This is a genomic window from Nocardioides asiaticus (assembly GCF_040049175.1).
In the GTDB taxonomy this organism is placed as follows: Bacteria; Actinomycetota; Actinomycetes; order Propionibacteriales; family Nocardioidaceae; genus Nocardioides; species Nocardioides cheoyonin.
In genome coordinates this window covers 280,588-293,289 of the sequence record NZ_JBDZDM010000002.1, presented here as the reverse complement: position 1 = coordinate 293,289, position 12,702 = coordinate 280,588, and the positions used below count along the sequence as shown (strand labels likewise).

The following is a 12,702-nucleotide window of genomic DNA, read 5'->3' as shown; positions in this document are numbered from 1 at the left end:
AAGTTACTGATCCGTAACCGCGGCGGCCGGGGCCGCCTCGGACGCCCGCCCGACGGGCGGGGTGACCCGCGAGGGCATCAGCGCCGAGGACACGAAGAGGAGGAGCGAGATCCCCGCCCCCACCACGAAGACGGTGTGCAGGGCGGGCTCGAGTACGCCGGCGCCGAGCTGCTCCAGGGCGGGCACCCGGCCGCCGAGCCGGTCGGCGACGACCCCGTTGGCGACCGCGCCGAAGATCGCGACGCCGACCGCCGAGCCGACCGAGCGGGCGAACATGTTGGCGCCGGTGGCGACGCCGCGGCTCTGCCAGGCGACGCTGGACTGCGCGGCGACCACGCCGGGGCTGACGGAGAAGCCGAAGCCCAGGCCGATGACCAGGCACGGCAGCGCGACCTGCCAGATCGCCGAGCCGCCGTCGACCGTCAGAAGCAGCAGGCTGCCGGCGACGGCGAGCACCGCGCCGAGCATCACGGCCGCGCGGAAGCCGGCGCCCAGGTAGATCCGCCCGGACTGCGACGCCGCGATCGGCCAGCCGAGGGTCATCGCCGCGAGCGCCAGGCCCGCGACGACGGCGCCGTGGCCGAGCACCTGCTCACCGAAGAGCGGGACGTACGACGACAGCCCGAGCATCACGCAGCCGACGACCAGGCTGCCGAGGTTGCCCGCGTTGAGGGTGCGGTGGCGGAAGACCCACAGCGGCAGCACCGGGTCGGCGGCGCGGGTCTCGACGTACGCGAAGGAGGCGAGGGACGCCACGGCGACCACGAAGAGCGTGATCGAGGTGGCCGAGTCCCAGGCCCAGCGCTGGCCGCCCTCGAGCAGGGCGAGCAGGAGCAGGATCCCGCCGGCGGTGAGGAAGAGCGCGCCCGGCCAGTCGACGGTCGTACGCCGACGGGTGACCCGCTCCTGGAAGCGGCTGCGCAGCATCCAGAACGCGATGAACCCGAGCGGGACGTTGACGAAGAAGATCGCCCGCCAGGAGAGGTACTCCGAGAAGGCGCCGCCGAGCGTCGGCCCGACCAGCGAGGAGATCGCCCAGACCGACGCGATGTAGCCCTGGACCTTCGCCCGCTCCTGCATGGAGTAGATGTCGCCGACGATCGTCATCGACATCGGCTGCACGGCGCCGGCGCCCAGCCCCTGGACCGCGCGGAACACGATGAGCGCCCCCATCCCCCACGCGAACCCGCAGAGCACCGACCCGGCGACGAAGAGCGTGATCCCGAGCAGCATGACCGGCTTGCGGCCGATCAGGTCGGAGATCTTGCCGTAGATCGGCACGGTCACCGCCTGCGCGAGCAGGTAGACCGAGAACAGCCACGGGAACTCGGTGAAGCCACCGAGGTCGTCGACGATGCTCGGCACGGCCGTCGCCAGGATCGTGGAGTCGATCGCGACCAGGCCGGTCGCCAGCATCGCCGAGAGCAGGATCGGCCCGCGCTCGCTGCGCAGTCCCACGGAGGCTCGGGTGATGCTGGGGGGCGGCGCAGAGGTCACGTCCCTTAGCAAGGCTCACGATCGCGGGTTCATTCCCGCCACCTCAGCGCGGTGCCGGCGGCGTCCTCGCTGCCGGGTTGCACTGCTGCTGGCCACGGCAGTCGCGCAGCCGGCGGAAGACGGTGCGCAGCCTGGTGAGCACCGCGCGGTAGCGCGGCCGGCGTACGAGGTTCTCGGCCTGCCACGGGTCCCTCCTCGTGTCGTACAGCTCCTCGCCACCGGCCCAGTAGCGCGCGTAGGTGTAGCGGCCCCACAGCACGCCGCGCCAGCCCCACGGGTGCTGGTGGATCGCCTTGGCGACGTCGCCCTCGATGGGGATGGGTCGCGGCTTCTGCCGGCCCAGCCGACCGAGGAACGATCGGCCGTCGGTACGACGTCCGGGCGTGGCGCCGGCGAGGTCGACGATCGTGGAGGCGAGGTCGACGAGCGTCACCGGGCGGGCGGTACGCCGGTGCCGGAAGCCCGGCCCGGCGATGAGCAGCGGCACGCTCAGCGACTCGCGGTAGGGCAGCAGCTTGTTGGAGTAGCGGTGCTCACCGTTCATGAAGCCGTTGTCGGAGGTGAACACGAAGACGGTGTTGCGAAGGACTCCGCGGGCCTTGAGCCGGGCCGCGATCCTCGCGACGTGGTCGTCGACCGAGCGCAGCGCCCGGATGCGGCCGAGGAACATCCGCCGGTGGTAGCTGCTCGGCAGGTTACGGGGCAACCGCGCCTCGCGCGGGACGTCGCCGACCCGGGGATCGCGGTAGGCCCGCGAGCGGGTCGCCGGGTTCACCGCGCCGGCGTACAGGTCGGCGTAGCGCGGCTCCGGCGTCGCCGGCGCCGCCTTCCCGCTGGCCTCCCAGGCGGTCATGTGCGGCGCGAGCACGGAGTCGAAGAGGAAGAACGGCCGCTTCTCGGCCGTGAACCCGTCGACCCAGCGGTTCATGATCGTCGTCATCGCGCGGGTGATGTAGCTTCGGCCCTGGGCGTCGCGGCCGATCGTCCGGTAGCCGACGTTGTTACGACCGTCGTTGGCGAACCGGTACCGGGTGTACTCGTAGACCCACTTCGTCGTGCCGTCGAAGTGGGTCCACCCCTTCGGGATCCCGTCGTCGAGGGACCAGCCGTTGAGGTACTTCCCGACGTAGGCCGTCCGGTAGCCGGCCTGCTGCAGCCAGACGCCGAGGTTGTCGTCCGGCTGCCTCAGGGCGTGGAAGCCGCCCCACTGCCCGCCGTTGGAGTGGACCCCGTTGTTGTGGGTGTACGTCGCCGTGACGAGCTCCGCGCGGGACGGGCAGCACAGCGGGTTGGGTGCCACCGCCCGGGTGAACGTCGTGCCCCGGCCGCCGATCAGGCGCCTGGTCTTCGGCATCCACCGCAGATCGTCCTTGCGCATGTCGTCGGTGAGGACGAGCACGATGTTGGGTCGGTCACCGACCGCCGCCGCGGCCAGGCTCACGCCGCCCGGCAGCCGGCCCGGACCGAGGATGGTGGGGCCGGCGGCGACGGCGGCGGCGACGAGGATGACGAGCACCCCGAGAGCGGATCCTGGGATCCGGTGGTTCGTCGTATTCTGCATTAACCCAACTTAATTACTCGACAAACAGACAATGTGGACCGTCCGGGATGTGGCGGGGGTGTGTCGCGAGCATCACGGGGTACTGCGCGGATGTGGCCGACCGTGCTTTGATCGATCCAACGACCCGACCGAGTGAGACGCCCGAAGGGGATGCGATGGAGATCTGGCCCGGCACGCCGTACCCGCTCGGGTCGACGTTCGACGGCAGCGGCACCAACTTCGCGATCTTCAGCGAGGTGGCCGAGAAGATCGAGCTCTGCCTGCTCGACCCGATCTCGGACGGCAAGGGCGGCCAGGGCGGTGTGGCCGAGCAGCGGATCGAGCTGACCGAGGTCGACGCCTACGTGTGGCACTGCTACCTGCCCGCCGTACAGCCGGGACAGCGCTACGGCTATCGCGTCCACGGCCCCTGGGACCCGAAGCAGGGGCTGCGCTGCAACCCCAACAAGCTGCTCCTCGACCCGTACGCCAAGGCCACCGTCGGCGAGATCGACTGGGACCAGAGCCTCTTCGGCTACGAGTTCGGCTCGCCGGACAAGCGCAACGACGACGACTCGGCGTCGCACATGATGCACGGCGTCGTGGTCAACCCGTTCTTCGACTGGGAGGGCGACCGGCGGCCCCGCTACCCCTACAACGAGTCGGTCATCTACGAGGCGCACGTCAAGGGCCTGACGCAGCTCCACCCCGACGTACCCGAGGAGCTCCGCGGGACGTACGCCGGCCTCGCGCACCCCGCGATCATCGAGCACCTCACCAAGCTCGGGGTGACCACGATCGAGCTGATGCCCGTCCACCAGTTCGTGCAGGACAACACGCTGCTGGAGAAGGGGCTGCGCAACTACTGGGGCTACAACACGCTCGGCTTCTTCGCGCCGTACGCCGGGTACGCCAGCCAGCACGCGCCGGGGCAGCACGTGCAGGAGTTCAAGCAGATGGTGAAGACCCTGCACACCGCCGGGATCGAGGTGATCCTCGACGTGGTCTACAACCACACCGCGGAGGGCAACCACCTCGGCCCGACGCTGTCGTTCAAGGGGATCGACAACCCGGCGTACTACCGGCTCGTCGAGGACGACCAGCAGTACTACATGGACTACACCGGCACCGGGAACAGCCTCAACGTGCGCCATCCCCACTCGCTGCAGCTGATCATGGACTCGCTGCGGTACTGGGTGACGGAGATGCACGTCGACGGGTTCCGCTTCGACCTCGCGGCGACGCTGGCGCGGGAGTTCTACGACGTCGACCGGCTGGCCAGCTTCTTCGAGCTCGTGCAGCAGGACCCGGTCGTCTCGCAGGTGAAGCTCATCGCGGAGCCGTGGGACGTCGGCCCGGGCGGATACCAGGTCGGCGGGTTCCCTCCGCAGTGGACGGAGTGGAACGGCAAGTACCGCGACACCGTCCGCGACTTCTGGCGCGGCGAGCCGGCGCTCGGCGAGTTCGCCTCGCGGCTGGCCGGGTCCTCCGACCTGTACGAGCACTCCGGCCGCCGGCCGTTCGCCTCGATCAACTTCGTGACCGCCCACGACGGGTTCACGCTGTGCGACCTGGTGTCGTACAACGACAAGCACAACGAGGCCAACGGCGAGGACAACAAGGACGGCGAGAGCTTCAACCGCTCGTTCAACCACGGTGTCGAGGGGTCGACCGACGACCCGGAGATCCTCGCGGAGCGGGCCAAGGCGCAGCGCAACTTCCTCGCGACGCTGCTGCTCAGCCAGGGCGTGCCGATGATCCTGCACGGCGACGAGCTCGGCCGGACGCAGCAGGGCAACAACAACGTCTACGCCCAGGACAACGAGCTCTCGTGGGTGCACTGGGACGAGGCCGACAAGCCGCTCATCGAGTTCACCGCGGCGCTGATCAGGCTGCGCCGGGCCCACCCGACCTTCCGGCGGCGCCGGTTCTTCGCCGGTACGACGGTCCGCACGCCGATCCCCGGCGGCGAGGGCGACCGGCTCAACGACATCGTCTGGCTCGACCCGACCGGCGCACCGATGGAGGAGGCCGACTGGTCGGACGCGAAGGCCGACCAGGTGATCGGGATGTACCTCAACGGCCAGGGCATCGCCGGCACCGACCTCCGCGGCCAGCGGGTGTACGACGACCACTTCCTGCTCTACTTCAACGCCGACGGCGAGACGGACGTGACGCTGCCGTCCGACGAGTACGCCGCCGGCTGGGACGTCGTGATCGACACCGGCGCCTCCGCCGAGGACCGCGAGCCGCTCGAGGCCGGGTCCGTCTGTCGGCTGGAGGCCGGCTCCGTCGTCGTACTCCGTGAGCACCGCGACGCCGAGGCCGAGCCCGACCACTCCGTCGCGGCCTCCGTGGCGGCGCTGTCCAGGACGAAGTGACCGACCGAGTCCACCGAGCCCACCGACACCGAGCCGACCGACGGGGAGCACGATGAGGATCCCGACCAGCACCTACCGGTTGCAGATCACGGCGGGGTTCGACCTCCACGAGGCCACTCGGCGGCTGCCGTACCTCCACCGGCTCGGCGCCGACTGGGTCTACCTCTCGCCCCTGCTCGCCGCGGAGCCCGGCAGCGACCACGGGTACGACGTCGTGGCGCACGACCAGGTCGACGAGTCGCGCGGCGGGGGCGCCGGGCTCGCGGCCCTGGCCGCGGAGGCGCACCGGCTCGGGCTGGGCGTGCTGGTCGACATCGTGCCCAACCACGTCGGGGTCGCGACGCCGCGGGAGGACCCGTGGTGGTGGGACGTGCTCAAGCACGGCCGGGAGGCCGAGCACGCCGCGGTCTTCGACGTGGACTGGGACGCGGGCCACGGCCGGCTGCGGATCCCGGTGGTCGGCGACGACGACCAGCCGGTCGGCGGCGGCCCGATCGCCCACCTCGCGGTCGTCCGGGACGAGGGCGAGGAGCCCGTCCTCGCCTACCACGACAACGTCTACCCGATCGCGCCCGGGACGGCCGACGACGGGGCGGATGCACAGACGGTCCACGCCCGGCAGCACTACGAGCTGGTCAACTGGCACCACGCCGACGACGAGCTCAACTACCGCCGGTTCTTCGCCGTGAACACCCTCGCCGCCGTACGCGTCGAGGAGCCCGAGGTCTTCGCCGAGACGCACGCCGAGATCGGCCGGTGGTTCCGCGAGGGCCTGGTCGACGGGCTCCGGGTGGACCACCCCGACGGGCTGCGCGACCCGCAGCGCTACCTCGACGACCTGCGCGGCCTGACCGGCGGCGCCTATGTCCTGGTGGAGAAGATCCTCGAGTCCGGCGAGGACCTGCCGCACTCGTGGGCGACGGCCGGGACGACGGGCTACGACGCCCTCGCGGCGATCGACCGGGTGCTCACCGACCCGGCCGGGGAGAAGCCGCTCGACGACCTCGAGACGAGGCTGCGCGGCGCGCCGGTCGACTGGGCTGCGATGGTCCGCGACCGCAAGCGCGAGGTCGCCGACGGGATCCTCCGCTCGGAGGTCAAGCGGATCGTCCGAGACCTGCGCCGGCACGACCCGCTCCTGCCCGCCTTCCGGGCCGAGGACGCCGTGGCCGAGCTGCTCGCCTGCTTCCCTGTCTACCGCTCCTACCTCCCCGAGGGCCGCGACCACCTCGACGAGGCCTTCGCGGCCGCGCGGGCGTCCCGGCCGGATCTGGCCGGCACCTTCGACGACCTCGAGCCGTGGCTCTCGGACCCGGACCTGGCGGCGGCGAAGCGCTTCCAGCAGACCAGCGGCATGGTGATGGCCAAGGGCGTCGAGGACTGCTCGTTCTACCGCTGGTCCCGGCTCACCTCGCTCAACGAGGTCGGCGGCGACCCGTCGGTCTTCTCCGTCGACGTGGCCGGCTTCCACGACACGATGGCGCGGCGCCAGCGGGAGTGGCCGCACGCGATGACGACCACCTCCACCCACGACACCAAGCGCGGCGAGGACGTCCGCGCCCGGATCGCGGTGCTGGCCGAGATCCCGGACGTCTGGGCCGGGCACCTGCTGGAGCTGCTGACCCTCGCGCCCGTGCCCGCCCGGTCGATGGACGGCGGCTTCGGGTCGCTGCTGGTGCAGGCGGCGCTGGGTGCCTGGCCGCTCGCCCGCGAGCGGCTGCACGCCTACGCCGAGAAGGCGATGCGCGAGGCGGGCGAGCACACCACCTGGACCGAGATCGACGCGAGCTACGAGGCAGCGGTGCACCGGTTCGTCGACGCGCTGTACGACGAGGAGCCGGTGCGCGCGGTCTTCGCCGAGCTGCTCGCCCGGATCGTCGCGCCGGGCTGGTCCAACGCGCTCGCCGCGAAGCTGGTCGCCCTGACGATGCCGGGGGTGCCGGACGTCTACCAGGGCAGCGAGCTGTGGGAGCAGAGCCTCGTCGACCCCGACAACCGGCGGCCGGTCGACCTCGACCAGCGGGAGGCACTCCTCGGGGCCGTCGACGACGGGGCGAGCGTGCCGCTCACCGCGTCCGCCGACGACGTCGGCGCCGCCAAGCTGCTGCTGACCCACCGGGCGCTGACCCTGCGGCGGGACCGACCGGAGCTGTTCACCGACTACACGCCCGTGCGGGCGGTCGGCCACGCGGCCGGCCACGTGCTCGCCTTCGACCGCGGCGGCGCGCTCGCCGTCGCCACCCGGCTGCCCGTCGGGCTCGCCGCGGGCGGCGGCTGGGCCGACACCCGGCTCGACCTCCCGCCCGGCCGGTGGCGCGACGAGCTCACCGGCGCCGAGACCACGACCGGCGAGGTGGGGCAGCTGCTGGCGGCGTACCCGGTCGCGCTGCTCGTGAGGACGCAGCGATGACCCGGCCGGTGGAGCGCGGCCCGTACGACGTGTGGGCCCCGCGGGCTTCACGGATCGCGTTATCGGTGGGCGACGAGATCGTGCCGATGAGCAAGGGCCCGGACGACTGGTGGAGTCCGGACGGCCCCGTCCCCGATCCCTCCCTGGAGGTCGACTACGGCTATCTGATCGATGATGAGGACACGCCCCGACCCGACCCTCGGTCGCGGCGCCAGCCGGCGGGTGTCCACCAGCGCTCGCGAACCCACGACCCCGCCTCGTTCACCTGGCACGACGACGCCTGGACCGGGCGGCAGCTGGCCGGGTCGGTGGTCTACGAGCTCCATGTCGGCACGTTCACGCCCGAGGGCACTCTCGACGCGGCGATCGGCCGGCTCGACCACCTGCGCAGCATCGGGATCGACCTGGTCGAACTGCTCCCGGTCAACGCAGTCAACGGAGTCCACAACTGGGGCTACGACGGCGTCCTGTGGAGCGCCGTCCACGAGCCGTACGGCGGCCCGCCGGCCTACCAGCGGTTCGTCGACGCCTGCCACGTGGCCGGTCTCGGCGTGATCCAGGACGTCGTCTACAACCACCTCGGGCCGTCGGGCAACTACCTGCCGCTCTTCGGGCCCTACCTCAAGGAGGGCGCCAACACCTGGGGCGACCTGGTCAACCTCGACGGCGAGGGGTCGGCGGAGGTCCGCCGCTGCATCCTCGACAACGTCAGGATGTGGCTGGCCGACTACCACGTCGACGGCCTCCGGCTCGACGCCGTGCACGCACTGTCGGACTCCTCACCAGTCCACCTGCTCGAGGAGATGGCCGTCGAGGTGGCGGCCCTCTCGGCCCACCAGCGCCGCCCGCTGACCCTGATCGCGGAGTCGGACCTCAACGACGCGCGGCTGGTCACTCCGCGGGAGGCCGGCGGCTACGGCCTGGACGCGCAGTGGAGCGACGACTTCCACCACGCGCTCCACGTCGCGCTGACCGGGGAGACGCAGGGCTACTACGCCGACTTCGCGCCGCTCGGCGCCCTGGCGAAGGTGTGCGAGCGGGGCTTCTTCCACGACGGCACCTACTCCTCCTTCCGCGGGCGCGACCACGGCCGCCCGATCGACACCGCGACGATGCCCACCTGGCGACTGGTGGTCGCCAACCAGAACCACGACCAGGTCGGCAACCGCGCCGTGGGCGACCGGCTGACCGCGCACCTCGACGACGACCAGCTCGCGTGTGCTGCACTGCTCACGCTGGCGGGGCCGTTCACGCCGATGCTGTTCCAGGGCGAGGAGTGGGCGGCGTCGACGCCGTTCCAGTTCTTCACCTCGCACCCCGAGCCCGATCTCGGGAGGGCGACCGCGGAGGGCCGGATCAAGGAGTTCGCCGAGCACGGCTGGGACGCCGACGAGGTGCCGGACCCGCAGGACCCGGAGACCTTCGCCCGCTCCAAGCTGGACTGGGGCGAGGCCGAGCGCGGGCGGGGCAGCCGGATGCTCGCGGTCTACCGCCGGCTGGCCGAGCTGCGGCGTACGCTCCCGGAGCTCACCGACCCGTCGTTCGGCCACGTCCGCTGCACCGCCGACGAGGACTCCCGGCTCTTCACGCTGCGCCGCGGCGACGTGCTCGTCGCGGTCAACTTCGGCGACCGGCCGGCCACGGTGCCGACGACCGAGGGCGAGCTGCTCTTCGCGACCGGCGACGGCGTACGCCTCGACGGCGGCGAGCTCCGCCTGCCCGCCCACGCGGGTGCCATGGTGCGCTGAGCCGCTACTTCGTGGCCGGGCGGGGCCTGAAGACGTCCCGCCGACCGGGCGCGGCGACCTGGAACCTCGCGTCGAAGTCGGAGAAGTCGAGCTCGCCGGTGTTGTGGGCCGGCGTGCCGCGGATGACCTTGAGCAGGTGGTGGGGCTCGGCGGCGCGGACGTACGCCGTGCTGGTCACCCCGGAGCGCGCGACGGAGAGCAGCGCGGTCGGCGTCGCCCCGTCCATGGCCGCGCCGGTGCTCCGGATCGTGGCCTTGCCGCTGAGCGTCTGGCCGACCAGGCTGCCGATCCGGCAGAACGAGCGGAGTGCCGCGAGCTGGCCGGAGAGCACGACCCACCGGCCCCGGACGGCCCTGCTGATCCTCGCCGCCTTCGCGCCGAGCTCGAGCCTCCAGAAGGCGTCGTCGGCGCGGTACCACGCCCGGCCACCCACGCTGCGCAGCTCGATGCTGCCGTCGTCGATGCCGATCGTCCCGACGCACCTGCCACTCCTGGAGGCGGACAGGTCGAGCGCGATGGTGTTCTCGCCCTGCCGGATGCTCCCCGACACGTGCACCGTCGTCAGCGCGGCCATCGCCGCCCGCGCGTCCTCGGCGATCGCGGCGCCGTCCTGGCTGGCGTAGTCCCGCGCGTGCTCCAGCGTGTCGCCGTCCTGGCTCTCGTCGCTGCAGCTGGTGACGGCGAGCACCAGGACCAGCAGGCCGGCGGCGACGGCCGGGCGGGCAGGCGCGCGCAGCATGGGCCCATCGTGGCAGACCGGTCGCCCGTTCCGGGCCACCTCGGCGGGCGTCCCGACGGTGGGTTCGGAGACGCCCTCAGGGCGCCCGCACCGGCACGGGCCCGTGGACGGCGTCGGGGTCGCTGCCGTAGCTCAGCCACGGCGCGATCGGCGCGCGCTCCCCGACGCCCGGGAGCCGGTAGTCGCAGACACCGGTCGGGAACGCCGCCTGCAGCCGGGCCCACTGGTCGTCGGTGAACGAGACCGGGTACGCCGAACGGCGCAGCGGCGTCAGCCGGCACTTGAGCTGGTCCATCATCAGCCCCTGCCCGGCGACCAGGCGCGGGTTGGAGGCGACCGGGTACGCCGCGGCGCACGCCCCGGTCGCGGGGTAGGTGAGGTCCTGGTGGACGAGCTGGGTCGCGGAGAGGAAGCAGCCGTCGGAGAGGGTGCCGGGCCGGTCCTTCACGACCTTCGCCGACAACGGCAGCCTGCTCGGGTCGGCCTTCACCCGGGTGAGCCAGGCGTCCATCTCGTCGAGGATGTACGAGTCCGCCGCCACCGACTGGTCGGCCGTCGGCTGGGACTCGATGATCACCTGGTTGGCGGCGGTGCCGTTGCGGGCAAGCAGCCGCGCCCTGGTGACGTACGACCACTCGGTGGTGTGGATGTCGTACAGGCTGCCGGCGGAGTCGAGGTCCTGCCGGTGGTCGATGATCGCCGTGTCACGGAGGCCCTGCGAGCCGTACGAGGCGAGCCCGTCGGCGTACGCCGCCCGCAGGCCGCGGGTGCTCGCGACGGTCCGCTGCGGCACCGCCTTCCCGGTGTAGTCGAAGCCGCCGATGCTCGCGTTGAGCCGCACGAACTGCTCGGGTGTGATGACGCCGTCCCGGAGCGCCTGCAGGCCGTACTGGACCCCGACGTTGTCGAGCGTCATGTTCGGGAAGCCGGTGTCCGGGTCGGTGCCGATCTGGTTGATCATCTGCATCGAGGCGTTGCAGATGACGCCGTCGGGGTTGGTGACGGGATCCCAGCGGACGTCCTCCGGGATGACCGGGTCGCAGCTGTCGGTCGCGGTGATCCGGTTGGCGAAGGAGGCGTCCCACGAGGTGCATGTGGAGTAGGCGTTGTAGCCCGCGACCGCCCTCCGCTGCGCGGCCGTGAAGTCCGAGCCGTCGCCGGCGAAGAAGGTGTTGAGCAGCCGGCAGTCGGTCACCGGTCCGAGGGTCGTGAGCGCATCGGGGAAGGAGATGCCCGGCACGATGCCGTCGAGGATGCCGGGGTAGGCGTCGGCGATGGTGTACTGCTGGATCGCGCCGCCGGAGCCGCCCCACCCCATGGTGAACAGGGGGGCGCCGTACGTCTCCGCGAAGTGCTCCTTGACCATCATCGCCGCCTCGGCGGAGATGACCGTGCTGCAGTTCTGGTCCAGGACGTTGAGCGTGGACGAGGCGACGGCGTACCCCTTCGACAGGAAGCGGTCGTCGAGGACGCCGCCGGTGGTGGTGCCCTGGCGGTAGCCGGAGTTGCAGCCGCCGCCGAAGGTGTAGACGAGCCGGTCGTTCCATCCCGTCTCGGGCGCCGTCGGCGAGGGGTCGGAGCCGTCGTACAGCGCGGCGATCTGATAGACCGCGCGGTCGATGGTGCCCTGCTCGAGGCGGACGATGTAAGGCACCTGCTGCCCGTCGACGGTCGCGGTCGCGAGGTCGGCGGGCGGGCTCGTCGGGTCGGCGAGCGGCTTGAAGGTCTTGTCGGTCGAGTAGTACTCGTAGCTGACCTGCGTCGGCACGCTGCACGTCGGCGGTGTCGCCGCGGGCAGCCCGAAGGCGGTCGTCTGGCAGTAGTACGGCGCCTGCCGCCTGCCGGAGATGACCGGCCCGTCGATCGAGTGGTCGACGACGAGCAGGTGCGCAGACCCGCGCCCGCGAGCGGTGGCGGTCAGCCAGTTGGTCCCGGCCCGGAGGCCGGTGACCAGGCCGACCAGGGTGCCGTCGTCCTGCGGCACGAACGAGCGGGTGACGTCGTGGCCGTTGAGCGCGACGCGCACCTGCGGGCCGCGTACGCCGGCGGGCAGTTCGACGCTCGCCAGCACGTCGCCGCCGCTGACCAGCTGCGGGCGCGGGTTGGAGAGCGACGTCAGCGTCAGCCGGTGGGGCGTCCTGCTCTTCGTTGCCCCCTTCGCGGGTCCGGCCTTCGCGTGAGCGGCGCTCCCCGGCGGCGCTGCGTACGCCGGCGCGGTGACCGCCCCGGCCAGGACGAGCGCCCCGAGCGCGAGGGCGACGGCGCCCCGGCGTACTCCTGACGTGACCCGTAGACCCATCGCGACCTCCCGCCCCGGGATGTGACCGGCGTCACATCTTGGTCGCACGCTAGCGACCCGCGCGCGGCAAGGTAAAGGGGCGGTGCGC

At 71.9% G+C, this 12,702-nt stretch carries 7 protein-coding genes; 3 read left to right on the top strand and 4 right to left on the bottom strand.

The features are described 5' to 3' along the window. Nucleotides 1–3: 3 nt before the first annotated feature. Nucleotides 4–1,458: an MDR family MFS transporter gene (locus tag ABLE53_RS07145; protein ID WP_348858071.1), complete on the bottom strand. Its 1,455-nt coding sequence runs from the start codon at nt 1,456–1,458 to the stop codon at nt 4–6. An 82-nt stretch (nt 1,459–1,540) separates the two neighbouring features. Then, nucleotides 1,541–3,058: a sulfatase family protein gene (locus ABLE53_RS07140; protein WP_348858070.1), complete on the bottom strand. Its 1,518-nt coding sequence runs from the start codon at nt 3,056–3,058 to the stop codon at nt 1,541–1,543. Nucleotides 3,059–3,213: 155 nt separating this feature from the next. Between ABLE53_RS07140 and glgX the strand changes: the two genes are divergently transcribed. The 3 genes from glgX to treZ are packed head-to-tail and all read left to right on the top strand — an operon-like array spanning nt 3,214 to nt 9,576. Further along, nucleotides 3,214–5,418 carry a glycogen debranching protein GlgX gene (glgX, locus tag ABLE53_RS07135; RefSeq protein ID WP_348858069.1) on the top strand — a complete coding sequence of 735 codons (2,205 nt, stop codon included), beginning with the start codon at nt 3,214–3,216 and terminating at the stop codon, nt 5,416–5,418. A 52-nt stretch (nt 5,419–5,470) separates the two neighbouring features. Next, nucleotides 5,471–7,828: a malto-oligosyltrehalose synthase gene (gene treY, locus ABLE53_RS07130; protein ID WP_348858068.1), complete on the top strand. Its 2,358-nt coding sequence runs from the start codon at nt 5,471–5,473 to the stop codon at nt 7,826–7,828. Beyond that, nucleotides 7,825–9,576: a malto-oligosyltrehalose trehalohydrolase gene (gene treZ / locus ABLE53_RS07125; RefSeq protein WP_348858067.1), complete on the top strand. Its 1,752-nt coding sequence runs from the start codon at nt 7,825–7,827 to the stop codon at nt 9,574–9,576. Before treY ends, treZ begins: the two co-directional genes overlap by 4 nt. Nucleotides 9,577–9,580: 4 nt before the next feature. On the opposite strand, the gene ABLE53_RS07120 is transcribed toward treZ, so the two are convergent. Continuing rightward, nucleotides 9,581–10,315: a hypothetical protein gene (locus ABLE53_RS07120; protein WP_348858066.1), complete on the bottom strand. Its 735-nt coding sequence runs from the start codon at nt 10,313–10,315 to the stop codon at nt 9,581–9,583. 76 nt (nt 10,316–10,391) lie between these two features. Then, nucleotides 10,392–12,614: a DUF6351 family protein gene (locus ABLE53_RS07115; protein WP_348858065.1), complete on the bottom strand. Its 2,223-nt coding sequence runs from the start codon at nt 12,612–12,614 to the stop codon at nt 10,392–10,394. Between the last annotated feature and the right edge of the window lie 88 nt (nt 12,615–12,702).

Coding starts and splice junctions, on each gene's coding strand:
- ABLE53_RS07140 (WP_348858070.1), bottom strand. CDS start 3,058: ATGCAGAATACGACGAACCACCGGATCCCAGGATCCGCTCTCGGGGTG.
- glgX (WP_348858069.1), top strand. CDS start 3,214: ATGGAGATCTGGCCCGGCACGCCGTACCCGCTCGGGTCGACGTTCGAC.
- treY (WP_348858068.1), top strand. CDS start 5,471: ATGAGGATCCCGACCAGCACCTACCGGTTGCAGATCACGGCGGGGTTC.
- treZ (WP_348858067.1), top strand. CDS start 7,825: ATGACCCGGCCGGTGGAGCGCGGCCCGTACGACGTGTGGGCCCCGCGG.
- ABLE53_RS07120 (WP_348858066.1), bottom strand. CDS start 10,315: ATGCTGCGCGCGCCTGCCCGCCCGGCCGTCGCCGCCGGCCTGCTGGTC.
- ABLE53_RS07115 (WP_348858065.1), bottom strand. CDS start 12,614: ATGGGTCTACGGGTCACGTCAGGAGTACGCCGGGGCGCCGTCGCCCTC.